Annotated in this window: 19 protein-coding genes; 14 read left to right on the top strand and 5 right to left on the bottom strand. The window is 38.2% G+C overall.

The annotated features are described in order from the left end of the window. The first annotated feature begins 200 nt into the window (after positions 1-200). Positions 201-941 carry a bifunctional 2-polyprenyl-6-hydroxyphenol methylase/3-demethylubiquinol 3-O-methyltransferase UbiG gene (gene ubiG / locus QQK09_RS04490; protein ID WP_431312577.1) on the top strand — a complete coding sequence of 247 codons (741 nt, stop codon included), beginning with the start codon at positions 201-203 and terminating at the stop codon, positions 939-941. Positions 942-1,020: 79 nt separating this feature from the next. Here the strand turns inward: ubiG and QQK09_RS04485 are convergent, their stop codons facing one another. The 3 genes from QQK09_RS04485 to QQK09_RS04475 form a co-directional block, all read right to left on the bottom strand. After that, positions 1,021-1,272: a hypothetical protein gene (locus QQK09_RS04485; protein ID WP_284202927.1), complete on the bottom strand. Its 252-nt coding sequence runs from the start codon at positions 1,270-1,272 to the stop codon at positions 1,021-1,023. A 1,598-nt stretch (positions 1,273-2,870) separates the two neighbouring features. Beyond that, positions 2,871-3,044 carry a hypothetical protein gene (locus tag QQK09_RS04480; RefSeq protein WP_284202926.1) on the bottom strand — a complete coding sequence of 58 codons (174 nt, stop codon included), beginning with the start codon at positions 3,042-3,044 and terminating at the stop codon, positions 2,871-2,873. Positions 3,045-3,122: 78 nt separating this feature from the next. Continuing rightward, positions 3,123-3,518, bottom strand: coding sequence for an ACT domain-containing protein (locus QQK09_RS04475; RefSeq protein WP_284202925.1), 396 nt, complete (start codon positions 3,516-3,518; stop codon positions 3,123-3,125). 270 nt (positions 3,519-3,788) lie between these two features. On the opposite strand from QQK09_RS04475, the gene QQK09_RS04470 reads away from it, so the two are divergent. From QQK09_RS04470 to QQK09_RS04455, 4 genes are all read left to right on the top strand, one after another. Next, positions 3,789-4,559: a hypothetical protein gene (locus QQK09_RS04470; RefSeq protein ID WP_284202924.1), complete on the top strand. Its 771-nt coding sequence runs from the start codon at positions 3,789-3,791 to the stop codon at positions 4,557-4,559. A 758-nt stretch (positions 4,560-5,317) separates the two neighbouring features. Further along, positions 5,318-7,015, top strand: coding sequence for an endo-1,4-beta-xylanase (locus tag QQK09_RS04465; protein WP_284202923.1), 1,698 nt, complete (start codon positions 5,318-5,320; stop codon positions 7,013-7,015). A gap of 309 nt (positions 7,016-7,324) precedes the next feature. After that, entirely contained in the window at positions 7,325-8,881 is a 1,557-nt protein-coding gene (locus QQK09_RS04460) for an alanine/glycine:cation symporter family protein (protein ID WP_284202922.1), read from the top strand. 120 nt (positions 8,882-9,001) lie between these two features. Then, a complete protein-coding gene (locus tag QQK09_RS04455) occupies positions 9,002-9,568 on the top strand; it encodes a hypothetical protein (protein WP_284202921.1) in 567 nt (188 codons plus the stop codon). A gap of 36 nt (positions 9,569-9,604) precedes the next feature. Here the strand turns inward: QQK09_RS04455 and QQK09_RS04450 are convergent, their stop codons facing one another. Further along, a complete protein-coding gene (locus tag QQK09_RS04450; RefSeq protein ID WP_284202920.1) occupies positions 9,605-10,225 on the bottom strand; it encodes a LysE/ArgO family amino acid transporter in 621 nt (206 codons plus the stop codon). 113 nt (positions 10,226-10,338) lie between these two features. Here QQK09_RS04450 and QQK09_RS04445 point away from each other — a divergent pair, with 113 nt between their 5' ends. Then, entirely contained in the window at positions 10,339-11,235 is an 897-nt protein-coding gene (locus tag QQK09_RS04445; RefSeq protein WP_284202919.1) for a LysR family transcriptional regulator ArgP, read from the top strand. Positions 11,236-11,255: 20 nt separating this feature from the next. On the opposite strand, the gene QQK09_RS04440 is transcribed toward QQK09_RS04445, so the two are convergent. Then, entirely contained in the window at positions 11,256-11,456 is a 201-nt protein-coding gene (locus QQK09_RS04440; protein WP_284202918.1) for a hypothetical protein, read from the bottom strand. Between the two features lie 596 nt (positions 11,457-12,052). On the opposite strand from QQK09_RS04440, the gene nrdA reads away from it, so the two are divergent. The 8 genes from nrdA to asnB all read left to right on the top strand — a co-directional run bounded on the left by nrdA (position 12,053) and on the right by asnB (position 24,816). After that, a complete protein-coding gene (nrdA, locus tag QQK09_RS04435) occupies positions 12,053-14,326 on the top strand; it encodes a class 1a ribonucleoside-diphosphate reductase subunit alpha (RefSeq protein ID WP_284202917.1) in 2,274 nt (757 codons plus the stop codon). Positions 14,327-14,650: 324 nt separating this feature from the next. Next, positions 14,651-16,804, top strand: a complete 2,154-nt coding sequence (locus QQK09_RS04430; RefSeq protein WP_284202916.1) for a dihydrolipoyl dehydrogenase family protein — start codon at positions 14,651-14,653, stop codon at positions 16,802-16,804. A 140-nt stretch (positions 16,805-16,944) separates the two neighbouring features. Beyond that, positions 16,945-17,694: a DUF547 domain-containing protein gene (locus QQK09_RS04425; protein WP_284203477.1), complete on the top strand. Its 750-nt coding sequence runs from the start codon at positions 16,945-16,947 to the stop codon at positions 17,692-17,694. 282 nt (positions 17,695-17,976) lie between these two features. Then, on the top strand, positions 17,977-19,125 hold the full coding sequence (gene nrdB, locus QQK09_RS04420; RefSeq protein WP_284202915.1) for a class Ia ribonucleoside-diphosphate reductase subunit beta: 1,149 nt from the start codon (positions 17,977-17,979) through the stop codon (positions 19,123-19,125). A gap of 6 nt (positions 19,126-19,131) precedes the next feature. Next, entirely contained in the window at positions 19,132-19,383 is a 252-nt protein-coding gene (gene yfaE / locus QQK09_RS04415; protein WP_284202914.1) for a class I ribonucleotide reductase maintenance protein YfaE, read from the top strand. A gap of 141 nt (positions 19,384-19,524) precedes the next feature. After that, positions 19,525-21,240, top strand: coding sequence for a tetratricopeptide repeat protein (locus QQK09_RS04410; RefSeq protein ID WP_284202913.1), 1,716 nt, complete (start codon positions 19,525-19,527; stop codon positions 21,238-21,240). Between the two features lie 69 nt (positions 21,241-21,309). Further along, a complete protein-coding gene (locus QQK09_RS04405) occupies positions 21,310-22,926 on the top strand; it encodes a cation:proton antiporter family protein (RefSeq protein ID WP_284202912.1) in 1,617 nt (538 codons plus the stop codon). Between the two features lie 219 nt (positions 22,927-23,145). After that, positions 23,146-24,816: an asparagine synthase B gene (gene asnB, locus QQK09_RS04400; protein ID WP_284202911.1), complete on the top strand. Its 1,671-nt coding sequence runs from the start codon at positions 23,146-23,148 to the stop codon at positions 24,814-24,816. Positions 24,817-24,819 lie beyond the last annotated feature (3 nt).

Genomic DNA, 24,819 nt, shown 5'->3' with positions numbered 1-24,819 from the left:
CCACTATCATGCCTCTTTTATCACTTAAATCGCCTTAGAATGCGATTTTGGGACAAATAAGGGCAATTAATAAATTAACGGTTAATTTTTAAACACCAAAAAAACCTTAAAAACGCCTTAAAACGCGAAATAAATCAATTTATAAAATTACACCTTGTCGTTATACTCATATATCGACTATTTATCAGGTACCTAAATTTATGTCTGCAACTACAAATGCAATGGAAGAAACCACTTTTACAGATAATGTTGACCCGAAAGAGATTGAGAAATTTTCTGCAATGGCAGAACAATGGTGGGATTTAGAGGGCGACTTCAAGCCACTACATATGCTCAACCCTACGCGTCTTGAATATATCGAGCAGGGTGTAGATGGATTGTTTGGAAAGTCGGTTATAGATGTGGGCTGTGGCGGTGGAATCTTAGCAGAAAGCATGGCAATTCAAGGTGCAACGGTCACGGGTATCGATATGGCCCATGCCTCATTGCAGATAGCACGCCTGCACGCAATGGAAACGCAAACTAAGCTAGATTATCAAAAAATCACCGCGGAGGAGTTTGCGAGCCTTCACCCTGCGCAGTTTGATGTAGTGACTTGTATGGAGATGTTGGAACATGTGCCAGATCCGGCTTCTATTATTAAAGCCTGTTGCGACATGGTGAAACCGGGTGGCACCGTTTATTTCTCGACCATCAATAAGAACTTCAAAGCCTACATGATGATGATTGTGGGTGCAGAGCACTTATTAAAGTGGGTACCCAAAGGCACTCATGAATATGAGAAGTTCATTCGCCCTTCTATTCTATTAGCCGATATCGATAAAACGACGCTGAAATGTGATGATTTATGTGGTGTTGAATATAGCCCGCTTAGAGGTGGTTTTAATATCACGAAGAATGTAGATGTGAATTATATGCTGCGTTGTACGAAGTTAGCTTAAGAAAATAAGCTATCAATTTTTAGCTGCAGCTTTCAGTAAAACCAAGCGCTGTACCTAATGTATAAGCACAGCGCTAAGGTTACGTTTTTATCTTAAAATAATAAAAGCGCCTGAGGTGACGAACAGTCTTTTTAGCTTTGACGCTAGGTGGAAATTTTTCACCTACGTCAAAGCCATCAACCTGAAGTCCAATATCACGCATTAAATGAGTACTGTGATGCTGTAGATGTATCCTTGCAGCGCGTTGCAGGTTGCGTTTTTTACGTAGCTCATTATAAATATCAGCTTTAATTAATGTCGTTGCAAGTATTATATATAGTGATTGACGCATTACGTCTCTCCTTTTTATGTTTATAAAAGAGGGCGTTAGATAAAATGCGACTGAATAGTTGTAATAGTTTACTTACTGAGTCACTTTCTATCCGCGACCCAAAGTAAAATTTAGAACACGTATTTATTGCTGATGTTTTCCAAAATGAATACCCATAATGGTATCCATTTCGGCTGAAACAGAAGAACAGCGCATATTTTGAATATTAAAATTTTTCATGGTGCCTCCTTTATTTCTCAACAGTAAAAACGAAAATACGATGTGTTAATAACGACCAGGTCATTATTAGACCTAATACGCTATACATACTAGATACTTAAATAAATTAATCAACATATAAATCACAATTATTTGACACTTACTTGACGTTCATTTTCTAAGTATTTTGACCTTTTTAATTTCTATCGGAAAATACACATTAAATGATTTGTTTATTCAAAGCGCGGTGTGCCGTTCCAAAGCATTTAAAACTATGATTTCTTAACGCATCGTGACTAAATGCACATTCATATAGACACTAATGAAATCAAAGGACACACTGAGCTTAGCCCGCCCATAAACCTAACCTGTCGTTTAATTCGCTCCATGATTTCTTTTACTAAAGTCAGACTTTCCAACAGAAAAATGCAACGGAATCCTCCTGTACCCTGACTTGGTCATCAAGCTACGATATGTTTATGGTGATCCCATAGTTTAGGTTTTAGGTTTTAGGTTTTAGGTTTTAGGTTTTAGGTTTTAGGTTTTAGCAAAAATTAAACACAATGCGTACACATGTAAATGGGGTCAAGTCTTTCATTTTGCATTTTAGAATAGCTGTAACAAAAAGTAACTAGTGCGAGGCAAGCTCGCTTGAAGTTTTACTGTATACGTATAGAGTAGTTTCGCCTCTCGGCAACTCACTTTCTTTTAACGGCAAAAAAAAGTAAGCAAAGAAAATCCGCCCGACTGTATTTTTTATCTGTCTGAAATAACACATTTATAACGCACCAATTTAGACAGCACATCCCTGTGCTGGCTAAATCTAACCACAGCATCCATGCTGTGATTTGCTAAATGTGTCACCTCAACCAGAAAATACAAACGGGAAGTTGTGATACCTGCAAAGAGTAATATTAATTGTGGGTTTTCATTTTCCTATGACGTTACTTAATAACTATGAACGTTCTCAATTAGAAATTTGTTTTTTGTTTTTTGGTTTTTGGTTTTTGGTTTTTGGTTTTTCAGGATTAGACACAATGCGTACACACGACCCCCTTCCATTTTTATTGCTAAGAATTGATTGCTTAGCAAGGTAAGGCAGCGAATTATACGACAGCATAGTGATATGAGCAGCCGGCTAAGCTCAGCACAGGGATGTGCTGTTTGAGCTGGTGCGTTTTAAGCAAACAATTCGTGCAAGATTAAAAAATGGCAGTGGCAGCTTTTCTTTTGCTTCCGTTTTCTTTGGCTGTTCAAAGAATCTTAATTCCTTCGAACTGCGAAACTACGTTTCGGTTTCTCATCATATACTCGTCGAGTTCCGAAGCCTCTATAAAAGTAGGTTGGATAATTGACTGGATAAGCCTGACGAATTGAGTTCAAAAAATACTATTAACGTTTTAAACGAACTCTCTTATCAACATAGCAAATAACATAATAAACACTAATATAGGTACTATTTTACTGTATTTAGCGAGTTGCTGCTCATCCGCAGGCTTAGCAAAACGTTCAACTAACATAACCATCAACGCAATGGCTAAAAACAAGACGCCTAAAAGAATTAATACTTTCATGCAATAACACCTTAAACACTAATAAAAGAGATAGAAAAATAATGAGTAAATATTCCTCTCATATTTCCCCTAAAACAATTAAACACTGAACTCTTGCAACGCCTGTAATGCGGCCTCTGCTTTGCTAGATTGAACAAATATATGATCATGGTAATAAGCAGCGATTACATTTGCGCTGATTCCTTTTGATGCCAACTTAGTTGCAACTGCAGCCGTTAAACCAACCGCTTCTAAACTAGAATGAACCGTCATTGTTAGTTGTCGAAATACACCTTCAAACTCTAAGCTAGCGTTTACAGCGATCCCTTTTTCCAATACTAAGGTTAATCCTTCCGCTTCGACAAATGTTGCGACAGGGTTAAGCGACACATAATCGATCAACGATCCTGACACTGTACAAAATACAAACTCTGCATCAAGCAACACAGGCTGCATTGAATGTAATAACTGGTCTAACTCTGTAATTCCTGACATATTTTAAATTTCCTTTATTATAAATACCTAAATTTATCGGATATTCACAATGACGTTGACTATCGTGTACTAGGTTAAGCGTTTAAAATCACTACAAATATTGCAGTGAACTATAACCTGCATAGTGTAAAACAGGAATACAGATAACATTTAAAATTTAACCATTTACACCCAATCATCACCTTACCTTATACCCTGTATAACCAATGCTATATTTATAGCATTTAACTCACTAGATATACTTAGCCTCTACTTATTTGGGGCTTTATTATGAAAATAAAAACGTTATTAATCTCACTATTTATTGCAGTCACATCCACCATGTCTGTACAAGCGGCAAAAATCACCTTAACTGACGAACGTGAATTCATCGGTGAAATCCTTCATCATAACCAACAAGCATTAGTCATAAATGTAAATGGTATTGAAATGACACTGCCTCCAGAGCTCATTAAAAGTATCGATTTTTCAGTTAAACCGACAACCCCAGAACCAGTAAAAATAGAACCAACTGAGATAGCAAAAAAAGAAAAAACAGTAATAATGCCCGCAGAAGTACCAGCAGGTACAGTTTTACGCATAAAAATGGATCAATCGATTAATTCACGAGAGCATAAACAAGGTCATCGGTTCACCGCTAAATTAGAAGCAAACCTGATGGTTGATGGAGTAGTGATAGCACCAAGAGATAGCGTCGTATATGGTGTAATGGATCAAGTAAAATCAGGTGGACGCATCGCAGGTTCTGCGGAGATGAGCCTAATATTAACTGATATCTTAATCAATGATGAGATGGTTGCCATCTCTACAGTATCGTTGAGTGGCAAAGGCGCAAATGCAGCAGCAGATACGCTCGGAAGAACAGCTCGAACAGCAGCTATTGGCGGATTAATTAATGGCAGTGATGGGGCAAAAACCGGTGCGAAAGTGGGTGTGGGTGCATCACTACTAACAAGAAATAATGACATACAAATTGCCAAAGATACGCTCTTAGATTTCTCACTAAAAACCCCCATTAAAATTAATAGCAGTGCGGCATAATTTAATAATAAGAATTTAATAATAAGAATTTAATAATAAAAATTCAATAATCAGTTCACTGTTGCTCTCACAAAATGTAGTGAGAGCATAAAATACAGATCCATCTAAATACGACTTATCATATTGATGATTAAAACAGTGGATAGCACTGTTACATTTAATCACTACCTTTTATAGATTAAGTCATGACTTTAAAATTCCAGTTGAGTAAATCCCCCCCACTTCCCTCCAAAAAAAAGAAATCACAAACTTGACAATTACAAAATAACACCACGTAATTACAAAAAAACAACAAAACCTCTAATAACAAACACATAAGACACTGTTTTAAAGGTGAATATAATAAAAAGTACGACTTTGTGATAACAGTTACCAAATACCATAAAGCATAAAATAACAACAAAAAAGACGATAAAAAGCTTAACAATAAAAATCACAGGTCACATAAAAATCAACTAAACATTAAAATAGAGACACGTAGATCACAAATAAAATTTCGACGGATAGACTCATTACAGCATTACATGCAGTAATGCATTGTCGAAAATGATAACGCCAACAGTTAGTTGGCGGCAATAAAATCACTTTTGTCACAAAAAAATTACATTCTAAGACATTTATTCGTGACCTTAAGAGCACCGATAAAATAATAACGCTGCAGCTGTTAACCAAGTCTTTAATAAAAAATTATGCATAAAGATGAAGTGAATCAATGATGATTCGTTCATCTTTATGCCTTAACCATAGGAAACAGTGAAATGAAAGAATCGTTAACTCGATTGGCGAGTGCAGTAGCACTAACCTCACTCCTCGCAGCATGTAGTGAAGAATCAACCACACCACCAGCGGTAACAGAATCAGCCGTTAAAGCTGAGATTATTAATGGCAGCTTTGAACAGGATATGGCAGGTGAAACCTCGCCAGCAGGAAATTGGGTATTAAGAGAAGCACAAGATGCAACTGCAGTTTCTACTATCGAAGTGATTGAATCGGAAGAAGGTGTTGACAGTTACAAAGGAACAAAAGCGGTTAAAGTGATGGTTGATACATTAGGAGCTAATAACTGGGATGTTGAAGTTGCCTATGAAGAGCTTCCTGTTATCGGCGGAAAAACTTACGAATTTAGTGTTTGGGCTAAAGGAGATGCGGGAACAAATGCCGATTTTTATATTCAAACCCCTGAGTATGCGGCACGTAACCTTACAACTGTAGACTTCACAGGTGAATGGCAAGAGATTAAACTAACAGCAAAAGCCGATCCAGTAGACACACTTCATAGATTAGCAGTACATTTCTCAAAAGAAGGTAATGCAGGTAAGTCTTTTTACCTAGATGAATTTACAGGCGTTATCAGTAATGTGCCCGAGGTTGTAATACCAGATGTCGAGTATAGTGCAGTTAATGTCACAAGCTTAAAAGCGTTAACTGATAATTTAACAATTGGTGTCGCTGTTCCAGCTGGTGCTGCGGGTAACAGCATATTAATTAGCGAAGATCGTCAAGGCGTGATTGAAAAACACTTCAATCAACTATCTGCTGAAAATATTATGAAACCTGAAGCTTTGCATTCTGTTCGAGGTGAACCTTCATTTGATGAGGCTGATGCGCTTGTTAGCTATGCTAAAGAGAACTCAATGACGGTACATGGTCATGTATTCGTTTGGCATGGCCAAATTCCTGGATGGATGATAAATTTCGATGGGGATAAAGCAGCTTGGATAACGATGATGGAAGATCATATTACACGTATTGCAACTCATTTTGAAGAAGCGGGAAATAACGATACCGTGACTAGCTGGGATGTTGTTAATGAAGCCTTTAATGAAAATGGTACCTATCGTGGTTCAAAAGCTGCGACGAATGAAAATCCAAACGATAACTCTGTTTGGTATGAAAATATTGGTGAAGAATTCTTGCCATTAGCGTTTACAGCAGCAAGAGCCGCTGATCCCGATGCCGATTTATACTATAACGATTACAATCTAATTCACAATGAGGTTAAATTAGACGCCGTTATTGCCATGGTTAATACATTTGAAGCCGGTACAATTAGTGGGATAGGTTTCCAATCTCATATTTCAGTTGGAGATCCAAGTATTGACACTATCAAGGCTCAGCTACAGAAGGTTGTAGACGAGACTAACCTCAAAGTTAAAATTACCGAACTAGATGTGCGCATGAACAATGTGCCTGATAGTGATACACCTTTAACTTACCTAACCAGTGAAAGAGCGGATGAACAAAAGCAATATTATCATGATATTGTTGAAGCGTACTTAGAGGTAGTGCCTGCCGATCGACGTGGTGGTATCACTGTTTGGGGAGCGATTGATTCAGATAGCTGGTTACAAAGCTGGCCTGCACCAACGACAGAATGGCCACTTTTATTCAACAGTGATTATACTGCAAAACCAGCATTACAAGGTTTCGCTGACGCGCTTACTGAAGCTCAGTAAATAAAAAATCACTTTATTTTAGAAAGCCACTAACGACATAGTTGGTGGTTTTTTTATAGTATTCCAACTGGTTACGCCATTCAATCCCCCCTCTTTTATGCATACTCACATAAGCTTAATAAATGGCAGAATGACTCATCAACATGAATTTACTGGGTTTTATCTCTAATTTATAGAGCAAAATCAGTCGAATAAACGCTTTAAGGATAAAAAAATCAATAAAAATGCCCATAACACCTACACTTTACGGTTAAACACGTTTTGATTTAAAAAAATCAAACAACTACAGATAAATATAAGGAAATAAACATGAAAATAACACGAAAGTTGATGTACCTGTTTCTATTCGCATTTAGTACCAGCGCTTTGGCTGAGGAAATGAGTAGCTTTGGGCAAACCATTAATAATCTCAGTAAAGCTGTAGATGGTTTTTTTAATGACTATACGGGGTGGTTTGTTGGTTTAATCTTTAAAAGCGTACCAATAGGAGATGCAAACTTTCCAATTATCGTTGGATGGTTGTTGTTAGCAGCCTTAATATTCACCGTTTATTTTGGTTTTATTCAATTTAGACGTATCGGAATGGCGATCAATATTATAAAAGGAAAATATACCGATCCTAATTCAAAAGAGGAAGGTGAGGTTTCTCACTTTCAAGCCTTAACCACAGCATTATCAGGAACTGTTGGTCTTGGTAATATCGCAGGTGTTGGTGCAGCACTCGCTATTGGTGGACCAGGAGCGACTTTCTGGATGATTATTTGTGGTTTTCTAGGCATGGCCAGTAAGTTCTGTGAATGTACGTTAGGTGTTAAGTACCGAACAGTTTTACCGTCAGGTGCTATCTCTGGTGGTCCAATGTATTACCTAAGCCAAGGACTAAGTGAAAAAGGTTTAGGTGGATTAGGTAAAGCATTGGCAATCGGGTTTGCATTAATGTGTATTTTAGGCGCGTTAGGTGGCGGTAATATGTTCCAAGCTAACCAAGCACACGCGATGCTAACCTACGCTTTTGATGTACCAAGTGAATATGGCGTCATTACGGGCATTGTATTAGCCTCGTTAGTTTTTTCAGTTATTGTTGGCGGTATGCCTTCAATTGCCTCTGTGACAGAGCGAGTGGTTCCATGGATGGCGGGCTTATATGTTGGCATGTCACTGATTGTTATCTTCGTTAATTTAGATCAAGTTGGTCCAGCTTTTGCTGCTATCTTTGATGGTGCCTTTACTGGCGCAGGTGTTGCGGGTGGTTTTATTGGCGCGTTAATTCAAGGATTAAAACGTGCAACCTTCTCCAATGAAGCGGGTGTTGGTTCTGCTGCAATTGCGCATTCTGCAGTTAAAACGAAAGAACCTATCACTGAAGGTCTGGTTTCCTTATTAGAACCTTTTATTGATACTGTTGTTATTTGTACCATGACGGCATTAGTTATCACTATTGCAGGCCTAAACGTGACACCGTTTAATGGCGAAGGCTTAACGGGCGTGACACTTACAGCGGCATCATTTACAGAAACGGCAGGTATATTTAAATATTTGTTAGCGCTTGCTGTTGTTATGTTTGCTTTTTCAACCATGATCTCTTGGTCATACTACGGATTGAAGGCATGGACTTACCTGTTTGGTGAAGGCAAAACAACGGAGTTAATCTTCAAGATTATTTTCTGTATTTTTGTGGTTATCGGCGCAACAATCCAGTTTGGTGCGGTGATAGACTTCTCTGACGCAGCTATCTTTGCTATGTCGATCTTTAACATTATTGGTTTATATTTCTTAATGCCAATCGTGAAAAAGGAGTTAAAATCTTTCCTCGCACGTGTAGAATCTGGTGAAATCAAAACCTACGATAATAAAGACGCTAAATAACAATCTAAATACGGGTCATTGGGGCTGTCTTTGTTTAACATTGACGACCCATTCATTTTACTATCGCAATAATAATTTAATGCGATAGTAAAATATCAGTACCATCGCAAGGGCATCAATATGGATAAAAAAGATTTTTTTACTATTGATTTAAAGCGCCCCTTACTTCGAGACGGCCCTAATTTTTTATCTCATACGGTTATTGTAATTGGTGATATTGCCTATTTAAGACCCACCATCTCTTCGATGATGTTTTGCATGATATACGTTGTTGTAGGAAGTTTTTTATTAAGCCTCGCCACTTATCTACTTATCGTTTCGACTAAATATGATCTGGTCATTTTTCTCGGTGGTTTTGGCATTGCCATTACAACCTTTGGTATCTCTTTAATTCGACCTTTTCTGCAACGAGCAAGCTTTAATAAGCAACTGGATATCTTTAATAACCATAAGGATAGGGACGTCAAGCTACACCATATTACTTCGCTGCACATCAACAACAAGATTATACAACGCAAACATGCATTAAGTTATCCCTGCTTTGAGCTAAACTTATTAACCGCGCATGGTCGAAGAATTAATGTGTTAAATCATAATGATCAACAGCAGCTACAACAAGACGCACAATTATTAGCGACGTTTCTAGGCATTGAACTGCATGATTGTCGCAAAGAAGTCATGTTATAAACGGAGGTACCATAAACATATTGATAGCGTCATTGCTTAAAGGGCTGCTAATTGAATATTTAACAATAAATAAATGGCTAATCCCCACATCATTAAACCAATCAATGTATCAATAATTCGCTGTGCCCTTGCACTGCTTAAGACCGGTGCGAATTTTGAGCCTAATAATGCCAAACTGAAAAACCATAAAAAAGAAGCAGTGATACCACCTAATACAAAGTATGGGCGTTCTTCAGCTAATAAATTAGCAGCAAATCCGCCTAGAATAACAATCGTATCAATGTATACATGCGGGTTTAAAAAAGTAAACGCGCAACACGCTAAGACGATCATCTTAAAACTACGTTGGGTATTATCAGTCTCAATGCCCCCTGCTCCTTTAATTGCACGTTGTAGACATTGCCAGCCATAAACCATCATGAATAACGCACCAACAACAGTAATAGTGATTAATAACCAAGGGTAAGCACTAAACAATGTTGCACCGCCCCACACACCAATACACATAAAAAACACATCTGCTAAACCACAAAAAGCAGCGACAAATAGGTGATGCTGTTTACGAATACCTTGGTTTAATACAAATGCATTTTGTAAGCCAATCGGCATGATCAGCGTAGCCATCAGTGTTAATCCGGTAAAGTAGGTAGTAACCATTAGCGATCCTTAAAAGTAAAAAACTGGACTATAGCGAGCAAATGGAATTAAATATAACTAATAATATTAATGATTGATTAGTTTTACTAATAACCCTAAAAAAGAGTATAAGCATGCAGGACTACAAACTATTCATGGCATTAGATGCTGTTTTAAAAGAGCAAAGTTTTGATAAAGCAGCTAAACGCTTGCATATCACCCAATCAGCGGTGTCTCAACGTATTAAGCAGCTAGAAACAGAATATGGACAACCGCTGCTGATCCGTAGCCAACCTATCAAAGCAACCCCCTTAGGACAGAAACTGCTAGGGCATTATCAACGTGTACAGCAATTAGAGTCAGAACTGGAAATACAACTCGTCACACATAAACAGTTACAACGATTACCACTTTCCGTTAATGCAGACAGTCTAGCAACATGGTTTGTAGATGCATTAACTCCGCTATTACAGCAACAACAAATAGAATTAAACCTGTATGTTGAGGATGAATCAAGAACATGGGAACGGCTTTCAAGCGGGGAAGTGCTAGGTTGCATTACCAGTAAAGAAAAAGTCATGACAGGAGGTGAGAGCCATTTTTTGGGATACATGGAATACTTGTGTGTAGCAACACCAGACTTTATAACACGTTATTTTGCAACCGGGATTAATGAAACAAGTTTACAGAGTGCGCCTGCGATCACCTTTGATCAACACGATGATATGCACATCCAGTTTTTAGCACAGCATTATTCCCTGCAACAGGGCCAATACCCTTGCCATACTATTCGCTCATCGCAAGGTTTTGTAGACTTAACCTTAGCAAATGGTGCTTACAGCTTTAATTCACGATTACATATAGAAGCGTATTTAAAAACAGGACAGTTAATTAACATCCTGCCGGATAAAGTCGTTTATATCCCGCTCTATTGGCACTGCTGGCAACTGTCTGGCAATCTAATCGCCCAGGTAACGCAAGCGATGATCGAACATTGCCAAACAGTATTAGCACAAACGACTAAGGCATAAAAACAACAAGTACACTTTCGCTAGTGATCATGATCCTGCTGCTGTTGAGCAATCGGCTCTAAACACGCTTCAAGCTCTTCATCGGTCGTTGGCATCATGCCGAGATCAAAAACCAAACGCGACCCGAGCATATAAGCACTCGTATCTCCATGGTCGTGATGGAACCATTTCCCGTGTAAGCAAACATCGGTATAACATTTGGGTTGCATAAGTAGTTTCATCATAACCTCCTTAATAATTGTTCATTGTTAATATAAAGTGATTTAACACATCTTTAGCATTAACCGTGAAAACTGATTCATCAAGTTGTTAAATTGATCCTGATCAATAACCTGCCACAGTAAACGATACACACCCTTTTTGTATTGAATAATGTGACACCTTCCTCTTTTCCAAACAAGATGGCGCATAATTGATGCCAAACTAGTCGCCAGTAAAAATTAAAAATGCAACAAATCACTAAAACATGAAGCAACTAGAGTTTCTGATCTTTAAATAGTATTTTTTACTTTTAACATTTCATGAATATTTTTTTATAAATAGTGTTTGCATTTTATTACAAACATAGCTGACGTAACGGAAAAAGTTAGTGACTACCAACATCTTTTTTTATACTGAATTATCCACAAAATTATCCACGGCAATATGAAAATTATTAGCTTGAAAAAATATGAAAAAACGTTATCTTGTGCCTCCTTATTTAATAAAGCACTACATGTTGTGTTTAAAATAAACAAGTCACACAATTCCCAACATCAATATATGTTGTTGAGCAATTGTAATTCACCTATTTAAGGTATCTGGGAAGGTAGTCATAATGAATAAAAACCTGTTTGTTACGAAACGTAATGGCAAAAGAGAAAGCATAGATCTTGAAAAAATTCACCGCGTCATCACATGGGCAGCGGAAGGTCTTAATAACGTTTCAGTTTCACAGGTGGAGTTAAATTCTCATATTCAATTCTATGATGGCATCCGCACTGATGATATCCATGAAACGATCATCAAAGCTGCCGCAGACCTTATCTCAGAAGAGTCGCCAGATTATCAATATCTTGCAGCGCATTTAGCGGTTTTCCACCTGCGTAAAAAAGCTTACCGACGTTTTACACCACCGAGTGTATTTGAGCACGTCAGCAAAATGGTTTCTAAAGGCAAGTACGATGCACACCTATTAGAGGACTACAGTAAACAAGAATTTGAGGAGATGGAGAAATTCATCGACCATAATCGTGATTTGAACTTTTCATATGCAGCGGTTAAGCAACTTGAAGGTAAGTACTTAATTCAAAACCGTGTTACCGGTGATATTTATGAAAGCGCACAGTTTTTATACATCATGGTAGCCGCTTGCCTATTCTCAGGTTACGAAAAATCAACGCGTCTTGACTATGTAAAACGTTTTTACGATGCAACATCACAATTTAAAATATCATTACCGACGCCGATCATGTCGGGTGTACGTACACCAACACGTCAATTTAGCTCATGTGTTTTAATCGAAACCGGCGATAGCCTTGATTCGATCAACGCAACAGCAAGTTCAATTGTAAAATATGTATCGCAACGTGCAGGTATTGGTATCAATGCAGGTCGTATCCGTGCATTAGGTAGTACTATTCGTGGTGGTGAAGCTTTCCACACAGGTTGTATTCCATTCTACAAATACTTCCAAACTGCGGTTAAATCCTGTTCACAGGGTGGCGTACGTGGTGGTGCTGCGACAGTTTTCTATCCGATCTGGCATTTAGAAGTTGAATCTTTATTAGTCCTTAAGAATAACCGTGGTATTGAATCAAACCGTGTTCGTCACCTAGATTACGGTGTACAACTCGGTCGTCTATTCTACCAACGTTTGATCGACAAAAAATCGATCACGCTGTTTAGCCCATCTGATGTACCTGGGTTATACGATGCATTCTTTGAAGACCAAGATGAGTTTGAACGTTTATATCATCTTTACGAAGGTGATGATTCAATTCGTCAAAGCAGTATTCCTGCGGTTGAACTGTTCTCGTTATTAATGCAAGAGCGTGCAAGTACTGGTCGTATCTATATTCAAAACGTAGATCACTGTAATACACACAGCCCATTTGATAGCAAAGTAGCACCGATTCGTCAAAGTAACCTTTGTCTAGAAATCGCATTGCCAACTAAGCCTCTACAGCATATTACTGATGAAGAGGGTGAAATTGCACTGTGTACACTTTCTGCGCTTAACTTAGGTGCTATTGATGACTTAAGTGAACTAGAAGAGCTTTCAGAACTAGCGGTTCGTGCACTTGATAATCTATTAGATTACCAAGATTACCCAATTAAAGCGGCAGAAAGCAGCTCAATGGCACGTCGTACATTAGGTATAGGCGTGATTAACTACGCATATTACTTAGCTAAAAATGGTGTTAAATACTCAGACGGTAGTGCAAACAACCTGACGCATAAAACCTTTGAAGCAATTCAATTTTACCTATTGAAAGCATCAAACAAGTTAGCGATAGAGCGTGGCGCATGTCCTAAGTTCAATGAAACACGTTACTCTCAAGGTATTTTACCCCTTGATAATTACAAAAAATCATTGGATGACATTCATAGTGAACCACTGCATCTTGACTGGGAAACACTGCGTAGCGACATCGTAAAACATGGTTTACGTAACTCTACACTATCTGCATTAATGCCTTCAGAGACATCTAGCCAAATCTCTAATGCGACTAATGGTATTGAGCCACCACGTGGTTTTATTAGTGTTAAAGCAAGTAAAGACGGTATTTTGAAACAGGTTGTGCCTGAGTTTGATAAATACAAAGATAATTATGAGCTACTATGGAATATTCCAAATAACCAAGGTTATTTAGAGCTTGTAGGTTTAATGCAAAAGTTTGTAGACCAAGCTATCTCAGCAAATACTAACTACGACCCTAAACGTTTTGACGATAATCGTGTTCCGATGACTAACCTGTTAAAAGACCTGTTAGTTGCTTACAAAATGGGTGTAAAAACATTGTATTACCATAACACACGCGATGGTGCTGATGATGAAAACGTCATGGAAGAAGATGACGACTGTTCAGGCGGTGCTTGTAAGATATAACCGACTCTGAGTCAGCAATGACATAAAGTCGATATACAATTAAAAGGATGTGTTTAGCACATCCTTTTTTAATTCCCCCTACCGTACAATAAGTTACCCTCCCATTAGTTTTTCAATTGAACTTCACACTTAATTTTATTAATTAAAGATAATATGAAATTAAATGAAGATATCACTGGTCTTTATTTTTGAGCTATCCATAAAACAGATAAATAACAATTGCTGTTCGATTTTAAATAGATGGATAAAAATTCTACTTAGGTGCCAATGCATTTGTACTACAAAGGCAAATTTCCTGAGTTATTCATATAAAGGTCATAAAACATGTTAAAGAAAATCGTATTACTGTTACTCGCGATATTACTCATAGGGATGTTTTTTCATTTTAACTTGAATCAACTATTAACCTTAGATGGGTTAAAAGGCTCAATGGAGCAGTTTAGCCAATGGAAAGAACAGTCTCCATTGATTGTGATTGGTGGCTTCTTTGTATTATATATTTTAGTAACTGCCCTCGCATTGCCAGGTGCAGCAATTTTAACCTTAGCAGCTGGCGCCTTGTTTGGGTTGTTTGAAGGGTTTGTGATTGCCTCTTTTGCTTCAAGCATTGGTGCATTATCTTCATTTTTAGTATCGCGTTACTTATTACGTGACTCACTTAAACGTCGTTTTCCAGAACGATTAGCTGCTATTGATGAAGGGATCAAAAAGGAAGGCGCTTTTTACCTATTCACTTTACGATTAGTGCCACTGTTTCCTTTCTTCTTAATTAATCTATTAATGGGTGTGACTGCGATTAAGTCATGGACATTCTACTGGGTCAGCCAAGTAGGTATGCTTGCGGGGACATTTATCTATGTCAATGCAGGTACGCAGTTAGCGCAAATAGACAGCTTATCGAACATATTATCATTTAACTTAATTATCTCTTTTGTTTTATTAGGCGTCTTCCCATTGATTGCAAAAACTATTGTGAGCACGATTAAGAAACGTCGCGTTTATAAAAAATGGACTAAACCCGCTAAATTTGACCGTAATATGATTGTGATTGGTGGCGGAGCAGGCGGACTTGTAACCAGCTATATTGCCGCGGCAGTAAAAGCGAAAGTAACATTAATTGAAGCAGGTGAAATGGGCGGTGATTGCCTGAATTACGGCTGTGTTCCAAGTAAAGCTATTATTAAAAGTGCAAAAATTGCAGAACAAATTAGAAATGCACACCACTATGGCTTGGAAGATACAACACCAAAATTTTCATTCAAAAAGGTAATGCAGCGTGTTCACCAAGTTGTTGCTGATGTTGCACCACACGATAGTGTTGAACGCTATACAAAATTAGGCGTTGAAGTTGAAAAGGGTTATGCAAAATTACTTGACCCTTGGACTGTACAAATCAGCTATGAAAATGGTGAAACTAAAAAATTAACGGCACGCAGTATTGTTATCGCGACGGGCGCACGCCCATTTGTACCACCGCTTCCTGGCATTGAAGAAACAGGTTATGTCACCAGTGATACACTCTGGAGCGAATTTGCCAAACTTGAAGAAGCACCCAAAAAACTAGTTGTGTTGGGTGGCGGCCCTATCGGCTCAGAATTAGCACAAAGCTTTGCTCGACTTGGCTCACAAGTAACACAAATCGAAATGGCTGAACGTATCATGATCAAAGAAGATCTTGAGGTGTCTGAGTTTGCGACTGAATCACTTAAAGAAAGTGGCGTAAATATCTTAACCTCACATCAAGCACTGCGTTGTGAGACTAAAGATAATAAGAAGTTCATTATCGTCAAACATAACGATCAAGAAATTGCTATCGAATACGACCAGCTTTTATGTGCTGTAGGGCGAAGTGCGCGTTTAACTGGATATGGACTTGAAGAGTTGGGTATTGAAACGAATCGTACCATTCTAACTAATGAATATTTAGAGACCTTGTATCCAAACATTTTTGCTGCCGGTGATATTGTTGGACCATACCAGTTTACCCATGTTGCAGCTCATCAAGGCTGGTATGCTGCCGTGAATGGGTTATTTGGCAACTTGAAAAAATTCAAAGTAGATTACCGTGTTATTCCATGGACTACCTTTATAGATCCTGAAGTGGCACGTGTAGGCATTAATGAAGATGAAGCTAAAGAGCGTGGTATTGATTATGAAATTACCCGTTTTGACTTTGAAGAGCTTGATCGCGCAATTACTGACAGTGCGACAAAAGGGTTTATTAAAGTGATCACGCCAAAGGGTAAAGATAAAATTTTAGGCGTCACTATCGTTTCTGAACATGCTGGTGATTTAATTGCAGAGTTTGTATTAGCAATGAAACATGGTTTAGGTCTGAACAAGATTCTTGGTACGATTCATAGTTACCCAACTTGGGCTGAAGGTAATAAATATGCTGCCGGTGAGTGGAAACGCAATCATGCACCACAAACCGTTTTAAGCTGGTTAGAGAAATATCACACATGGAGACGTGGTTAATGATGCTTTCAGCGATTAAAAGTAGTAGCAAAAATGTAAGCGCAATATTGCGCTTAACATTGACCTTTTTATTATTAACCAATCCATTATTAAGTAATGCAGCGTCACCTACAATAAAAGATACCGTTGAAACAAAACCTATGGTCAAGCAATCAAACTTACACGCTGACTGGCAAACATTACTCAGTCAGCATGTAAAAAAAATCAATAATGGTCACAGTACTGAGGTTGATTATGCAGCGATACAGCAGCAACAAGCGCTTTTACAGAAATACCTCGCACAATTAGGCCAGGTATCACGAAGTGAATTTGATACCTGGCCTAACAACAAGCAACTCGCATTTTTAATTAATGCATATAATGCATGGACCATTGAGTTTATTTTAACTGAATACCCTGCTTTAGCATCAATTAAGGATTTAGGCAGTTTCTTTAACTCTCCTTGGGATAAGGAATTTATTCCTTTATTAGATAAAACGCTAAGCTTAAATGATATCGAACATGGTCTGATTCGAGGTAGCGGACGTTACAATGATCCACGTATTCATTTCGCGGTTAATTGTGCCAGTATCGGCTGCCCAGCATTACGTGAAGAAGCTTATACTGAAGCTCAATTAGAACAACAATTAACAGAGCAGACGGAACGATTCTTAACCGATACAAGTCGCAACAAGATAAAAGCAGATACCCTTTATCTATCATCAATTTTTAAATGGTACGGTGATGATTTTGAAGAAGGATTTCGAGGAACACAATCTATAGAAGCATTTTTATTATTATATTCCGAAGCATTAATGCTGAGTGACGCACAAGTATCAGCACTAAAAAATGAAGATCTGAACATTAAATTTCTAGATTATAACTGGATGCTTAATAGTGTTAATGAGTAATAATCTCAACATATTTTTGATGTTCAACTTGAGGTGGGTACATGTTGCCCTCACCTTTTATCAATGTAGCTTAAAAGTAAAAAACAGTGTGAGTAATACAAAAATCACAAAATCAAAGCAAACTAGGGAAGTAAAAAGATAACCAATGTGTTGAACGCGCAAATGTTAAACAAATTGAATATTTGTAGTAATTATTGACCACGCTATTTAACAAAAAAGGAATGAATCAACAGCCGTATTTTGTTAGGATAGCGACAATTTAAATCCTTCTTGGAGAGTCACATGGCTTACACAACTTTCTCAACATTATCTAATGACGCAATGAAAGAACCCATGTTCTTTGGTAACCCAGTTAACGTGGCACGTTACGATCAACAAAAATTCGAAGTATTTGAAAAATTAATTGAAAAACAACTTTCTTTCTTCTGGCGCCCAGAAGAGATTGACGTAAGCCGAGATCGCATAGATTTCATGAACTTACCTGATCATGAACAACACATTTTCATCTCAAACCTTAAATATCAAACACTGCTTGATTCGATTCAAGGACGTAGCCCAAACATGGCGTTACTGCCGATAGTTTCGCTGCCAGAACTTGAAACTTGGATTGAAACCTGGGCCTTTTCAGAAACAATTCATAGCCGCAGTTACACGCATATTTTACGTAATTTATTCACTGACCCAAGTGAAGTATTTGAGGATATTGTTAATAATGAAGAGATTCAAAAACGTGCCATTGACATCTCAGGTTATTACGATACGTTGATCCACTCTGTACAATATATGCAACTACATGGGTTAGATAACCAAGACAATATTGAATATATTAACCTTGATGGCGAAAAAGAAGTGCTAACACTTCGCAGCCTTAAAAAGAAACTTTACCTGTGTATCTGTTCAACCAATGCACTAGAAGCAATTCGTTTTTATGTTTCATTTGCTTGTTCATTTGCTTTTGCTGAGCGTGACCTTTTAGAAGGCAATGCAAAAATCATTAAATTGATCGCACGTGATGAAGCATTGCACCTAACTTCTACACAGCAAATGTTAAACATCTGGGCAGATGGCAAAGATGACCCAGAGATGGCAGAAATTGCACTTGAGTGTTTTTCCGAAGGGCGTGAGATCTTTCTACAAGCTGCAGAACAAGAGAAAGAGTGGGCGCAATATCTATTTAAAGACGGCTCAATGATTGGTCTGAATGAGCAAATATTATGTCAATATGTTGAATACATCAGTAATCAACGCATGATTGCAATCGGCTACGAAGCACCTTTCCCTGTTAGCACCAACCCTATTCCATGGATCAACCACTGGTTAGTGAGTGATAACGTACAGGTTGCGCCCCAAGAAGCAGAAATCAGCTCTTACCTTGTTGGTCAAATCAACAGTAAAGTAGACAGTGAAGACCTGAGCACATTTGAGCTTTAATAACGAATGACAAAAACACTGACCATTAATGGAAAAATTTATCCATTAGACACTAAAAAAACATTGCTTGAGAACTTAGAGTCTCAAGCAATAAAAATAGAATTTCATTGTCGTGATGGTCATTGCGGTGCATGTCGTTGTAAACTGTTATCAGGTAAGGTTAATTATATAAGTTACCCAATGGCTTATATACGTGAAGACGATATCCTTACCTGCTGTAGCAAATCTCAAAACAATATAAAACTAGCAACTTATTAAACTGCAAAGAAGATCCTAAGTACGTGAGTCTATTCACAAAAACATTATCAAAACAATCTATCCTTTCAATGAATTCCAATAATCAAATAAAATGCCTTATACTTTAGTAACTCGCTAGCATACGGACAACCATTTGATTAAATGTTAACCACTTACAAACCTATACTCTTCATTCTGTTTTTTACCGCAGCATATCTGCCTGCGAATTTCGCGCGCGCGGCATTCACTGATGCCTATGAAGCAGCGCAATCAGGCGACTATAAAAAAGCAATTTCACTTTGGACACCCTTGGCTGAAAAAGGTGATGCTGCAGCGCAATATACTTTAGGGTGGATGTTTGAAAGTGGTCAAGGTGTCCCTCAAAACGATCAACAAGCTGCTTTTTGGTACACAAAAGCGGCAGAACAGGGTGATATCGCAGCGCAATATGTTTTAGCAACCATGTATGACAAAGGCACAGGCGTTGAGCAAAGCCATATTAAAGCGGTACAGTGGTTGGAAAAAGCGGCAAACCAGGGGGATGCCGTAGCCCAATTTCAGCTAGGCGTGCATTATAGAAAAGGACAAGGTGTTGAACAAGATTTGCAGCAAAGCTTAGTGTGGTTTAAAAAGGCAGCAGAGCAAGGGCATATTACCTCGCAGATTAACCTAGGGAAAATATATCAATCGGGTCGAGGGGTTGAGTTAGATTATAAACAAGCAATACAGTGGTATAAAAAAGCAGCCTCACAAAATAATGCATTAGGTCAATTTCATTTAGCACATATGTATGAATTTGGACGTGGTGTTAATCAAGACGTTAAAAAAGCAAAGTCACTTTACCTGCAATCAGCAAATAATCAATATGCGCCTGCTGCTTATAAACTTGCCGAATTTTATGAGTTAGGAAAAGGTATCGATGTAGATTTTAAAAGTGCAGCAAAGTGGTATAAAAAATCGGCGTTGAAAGGCAATAGCGCCGCACAATTCAAACTAGGTAACTTGCACCGCGATGGGAAAGGCGTAAAAAAAGATATTCGTAGTGCAATCGAATGGTATAACCTAGCTGCCAACCAAAGCCATGCAGAATCACACTACCAACTTGCCCTGATTTATGAGCAAGGAATACAGGGCGCACATAAAGCACAAACCATCAGAATAAATTATAAAAAAGCATTACAACACTATCAAAGTGCATCTGCATTAGAACACAATTTTGCACATACACGGCTTGCTTACCTTTATGAGCGAGGCTTGGGAACAAATATTGATTTACAAGCTGCGATCGCACTTTACCAAAAATCTTCGCAACCCTTTGCTGTTGAACGCTATGAGCAACTGACTAAGCTGCTCAATTGCTATGAGACAGCAACGACAAAAATATTTTCGGTCAATATTGCCTGTACAACACGCGAGGTCATGCGTAAAAAAATTAAAGAACAAAAAATTGTTGCTATCGATGAGAATATTAACCGCTGGTCAGATAATTACTTCACTGGCGCAGTGATCCGCGGAAGCAGCGAATTAAAAGTGACCTACACACGAGAAGATTATTTTGTTAGCGCACTTTATACGTTTGTGGGCAGGAATAACCCAGAGCTTATTAGCAATGTTAAAAATAAAATTGTTGAGAGATATGGTCAGCCAAATAATAAAAATGGCCTTGAAAGTGAAGGTCCTGCTAGTTTTGAATGGCTTTTAAATGATGGCATTCAATTAATAGTAAGCCGAGAATGGCCCGACACAACTACCTTTATTTTGTATCTTTCTACTGAAAAAAAACAGATACTGGATGCACAGCAAAAACAGTCAAGTAGTAAAACCTTCAATCCCTACGAAAAGGAGCAAAACAACTTAAACGAAACAAACCTTTTTTAATAAAGCATTTGGAATAGTCTACCTAATCCAATAAAATCAAATAATTAGAATTTTATAAAAGTTGACATAATGGACCCCACTCTACTGTTTTTTATTGGCACTGCCTTCACTTTTGGCATGGTGATTAATTTTACCGGCCTGCCACCAATGGTTGGCTTTTTGATTGCCGGCTTTGCATTAAATTATTTGGGCTTTGAAATCACCGATGGATTAACCACATTAGCCAATCTAGGCGTAACTATTCTTCTTTTTTCAATCGGCCTAAAGCTCGATATACGCACTTTATTTAAAAGAGAAGTATGGGCTGGTGCATCAATTCACATATTAGCCAGCATCCTATTTTATGCAGGTTTATTGTTTGTTTTTAAGCAAGTTGGTTTACACTTTTTCCTTGATTTGGATATCACCTCACTATTACTGGTTGCCTTCGCGCTGAGTTTCTCCAGTACCGTTTTTGCAGTAAAAATACTAGAAGAAAAAAGTGAAACAAACTCACTTTATGGTCGTATTGCGATCGGCATACTGATCATGCAAGATATTTTCGCGGTGCTTTTCTTAACCGTTTCTGTCGGAAAAGTCCCCTCAATATGGGCACTTGGCCTTTTTGCACTTCCGCTTATCAGACCTCTACTGTTTAAATTATTAGACCGTGCAGGACATGGTGAGTTATTGGTTTTATATGGCTTTTTCTTGGCGCTTGTTGTTGGTGCAGGTTTATTTGAGTCGGTGGGTATGAAAGCTGATTTAGGTGCGTTAATTGCAGGCATGCTACTTGCGGGGCATCCAAGTGCTAAAGACATGGCAAAATCACTGTTTAATATGAAAGAGTTATTTTTAATCTGTTTCTTTTTAAGTATCGGTTTAGGTGGATTGCCACAGTTCGAACATGTTGTGGTTGCCCTCATTTTATCGGTATTATTATTTGGTAAAATTGCACTCTACTTTCTTACTTTAGCGAAGTTCCAGCTTCGTTCACGTACCTCACTATTTGCAGCATTTTCATTAGCGAATTACAGTGAGTTTGGGTTAATTGTAGCTTCGCTTGCTACCTATAAAGGTTGGTTATCACAGGATTGGTTGATTATCACCGCCATTGCGGTTTCATTCAGTTTTATTATTGCAGCACTGTTTAACAAGTATTCTGATGCTATTTATACCCACTTCAGTCCTAAACTAAAACGTTTCCAATCAACTCGCCTGCATAAGGATGACAGACCTGTGCGTGTCGGTGATGCACAAATATTAGTAATGGGTATGGGCCGTATTGGTGCGGGGGCTTATGATGCGCTAAAAGCTAGTTATGGAGAGCGCGTAATGGGCATCGATTATGATCATCAAACCACCCTCAAACATCGTGAACAAGGACGCCGTGTTATTACTGGTGACGCGCTCGATTCTGATTTTTGGAATAAATTACAACTTACCGATAACATTAGACTTATTCTGCTCGCAATGCCTGACCATAACGGTAATCGTTACGCTGCAGAGCAACTCAAAAAAATTGATAGCTGTACCTTCAAAGTGGCAGCCCTAGCACATTACAAAAGTGATGAGGTTGAGCTTAACGAGCTTGGCGTAAATCCGGTTTATAACATGTACGAAGAAGCAGGATCTGGTTTTGCACATCATGTTTGGACTGAATTACAGCCACAGATTGTCAACCCAAGAACAGATCAAGAGCTATAGACAAAGATAAAAAACAGACATTACAAAGCCATTAAATAAATTATGACTTTATTAGCAAAAAAGTGTGACCCACCCCTCATAAAGTATCAGTTGGTTACGGCTATTTAGTGTGACTTTTTAATCATATTCTGTAAAAATCAGTTAACTTATTTAAACTATTCGTTTTTTACAACTGAGCTTTTAACATTTGTGAAACAATGAAATTATAAAGGTAACAATATGTGTTCAATTTTTGGTGTGTTCGACATTAAAAGCGACCCTACGGTATTACGTAAGCAAGCGATTGAAATGTCAAAATTATTGCGTCATCGAGGCCCGGATTGGTCAGGTGTTTACGCAAGTGATAAAGCGATTCTAGTGCATGAGCGTCTTTCTATTGTTGATGTGAATACAGGTGCACAGCCTTTATATAACCAAGATAATACACATATCCTTGCTGTAAATGGTGAGATTTACAATCATAAAGATTTAGAAGCGACACTAACCTGTGGTTATCAGTTCAAAACTAAATCAGATTGTGAAATTATCCTGGGTCTATATGAAGAGAAAGGAAACCAATTTCTAGATGACTTAAACGGTATCTTTGCATTTTGTTTATACGATGAAAATAAAGATAAATACCTTATTGGCCGAGACCATATGGGTATTGTTCCATTATACATGGGCTGGGATGAGCACGGTAACTTCTACGTAGCATCAGAAATGAAAGCATTAACACCTATCTGTGTAAAAGTAGAAGAATTTCCACCGGGTCATTACCTGGACAGTGAAATTGGTGAGTTAACTAAATATTACATTCGCGATTGGATGGAATTTGATGCTGTTAAAGATAACGGCGGCAGTGCTGCTGAGATCGGTCAAGCATTAGAAGAGTCTGTTAAACGTCAATTGATGTGTGATGTTCCTTACGGCGTATTACTTTCTGGTGGTCTTGATTCTTCAGTTATTTCTGCAATTACACAAAAATTTGCTAAACAGCGTGTTGAAGATAATGACCAATCTGGCGCTTGGTGGCCACAACTGCACTCTTTCTCAGTAGGCCTTGAAGGGTCACCTGATTTAGCCGCAGCACAAAAAGTTGCTGAAGAGCTAGGTACAGTACATCACCCAATCATCTTTACTGAACAAAATGGTATCGATGCACTTAAAGAAGTTATCTACCATCTAGAAACTTATGATGTGACGACTATTCGTGCATCAACCCCAATGTACCTAATGGCGCGTAAAATAAAAGCGATGGGTATTAAAATGGTACTTTCTGGTGAAGGGGCTGATGAGATCTTTGCGGGTTACTTATATTTCCATAAAGCACCAAATGCACAAGAGCTTCACGAAGAGCTTAACCGTAAACTAAATAAACTACATATGTTTGATTGTTTACGCGCAAATAAATCGATGTCTGCTTGGGGCGTTGAAGCACGTGTACCTTTCTTAGACAAAGAGTTCTTAGATGTTGCAATGCGTACCAACCCTGAACTTAAAATGATCAAAGATGGTCGTATCGAGAAGAACATTTTACGTGAAGCATTTGACGGCAAACTATTACCTGAAGTGTTGTGGCGTCAAAAAGAACAATTCTCTGACGGTGTAGGTTACAACTGGATCGATACGCTAAAAGAGCATATCGAAACACAAGTTACTGACCAACAGTTAGCAAGTGCTGAGTTTAAATACCCGATCAATACACCAGATACTAAAGAAGCTTACTTCTACCGTAGTATTTTTGCAGAGCACTTCCCATTAGACAGTGCAGCAGAGTGTGTTCCACATGGTAAATCAGTTGCATGTTCAACGGTTGAAGCATTAGCATGGGACGAAAGTTTCCAAAATAATGCAGATCCATCGGGTCGTGCGGCAGGTATCCACAATGATGCATACGATCAAAAATAAATG

The sequence above is a fragment of the Psychromonas marina genome (assembly GCF_030161115.1).
Classification (GTDB): Bacteria; Pseudomonadota; Gammaproteobacteria; order Enterobacterales; family Psychromonadaceae; genus Psychromonas; species Psychromonas marina.
This window is presented reverse-complemented; position numbering and strand designations above follow the sequence as displayed.

Coding starts and splice junctions, on each gene's coding strand:
- ubiG (WP_431312577.1), top strand. CDS start 201: ATGTCTGCAACTACAAATGCAATGGAAGAAACCACTTTTACAGATAAT.
- QQK09_RS04485 (WP_284202927.1), bottom strand. CDS start 1,272: ATGCGTCAATCACTATATATAATACTTGCAACGACATTAATTAAAGCT.
- QQK09_RS04480 (WP_284202926.1), bottom strand. CDS start 3,044: ATGAAAGTATTAATTCTTTTAGGCGTCTTGTTTTTAGCCATTGCGTTG.
- QQK09_RS04475 (WP_284202925.1), bottom strand. CDS start 3,518: ATGTCAGGAATTACAGAGTTAGACCAGTTATTACATTCAATGCAGCCT.
- QQK09_RS04470 (WP_284202924.1), top strand. CDS start 3,789: ATGAAAATAAAAACGTTATTAATCTCACTATTTATTGCAGTCACATCC.
- QQK09_RS04465 (WP_284202923.1), top strand. CDS start 5,318: ATGAAAGAATCGTTAACTCGATTGGCGAGTGCAGTAGCACTAACCTCA.
- QQK09_RS04460 (WP_284202922.1), top strand. CDS start 7,325: ATGAAAATAACACGAAAGTTGATGTACCTGTTTCTATTCGCATTTAGT.
- QQK09_RS04455 (WP_284202921.1), top strand. CDS start 9,002: ATGGATAAAAAAGATTTTTTTACTATTGATTTAAAGCGCCCCTTACTT.
- QQK09_RS04450 (WP_284202920.1), bottom strand. CDS start 10,225: ATGGTTACTACCTACTTTACCGGATTAACACTGATGGCTACGCTGATC.
- QQK09_RS04445 (WP_284202919.1), top strand. CDS start 10,339: ATGCAGGACTACAAACTATTCATGGCATTAGATGCTGTTTTAAAAGAG.
- QQK09_RS04440 (WP_284202918.1), bottom strand. CDS start 11,456: ATGAAACTACTTATGCAACCCAAATGTTATACCGATGTTTGCTTACAC.
- nrdA (WP_284202917.1), top strand. CDS start 12,053: ATGAATAAAAACCTGTTTGTTACGAAACGTAATGGCAAAAGAGAAAGC.
- QQK09_RS04430 (WP_284202916.1), top strand. CDS start 14,651: ATGTTAAAGAAAATCGTATTACTGTTACTCGCGATATTACTCATAGGG.
- QQK09_RS04425 (WP_284203477.1), top strand. CDS start 16,945: ATGGTCAAGCAATCAAACTTACACGCTGACTGGCAAACATTACTCAGT.
- nrdB (WP_284202915.1), top strand. CDS start 17,977: ATGGCTTACACAACTTTCTCAACATTATCTAATGACGCAATGAAAGAA.
- yfaE (WP_284202914.1), top strand. CDS start 19,132: ATGACAAAAACACTGACCATTAATGGAAAAATTTATCCATTAGACACT.
- QQK09_RS04410 (WP_284202913.1), top strand. CDS start 19,525: ATGTTAACCACTTACAAACCTATACTCTTCATTCTGTTTTTTACCGCA.
- QQK09_RS04405 (WP_284202912.1), top strand. CDS start 21,310: ATGGACCCCACTCTACTGTTTTTTATTGGCACTGCCTTCACTTTTGGC.
- asnB (WP_284202911.1), top strand. CDS start 23,146: ATGTGTTCAATTTTTGGTGTGTTCGACATTAAAAGCGACCCTACGGTA.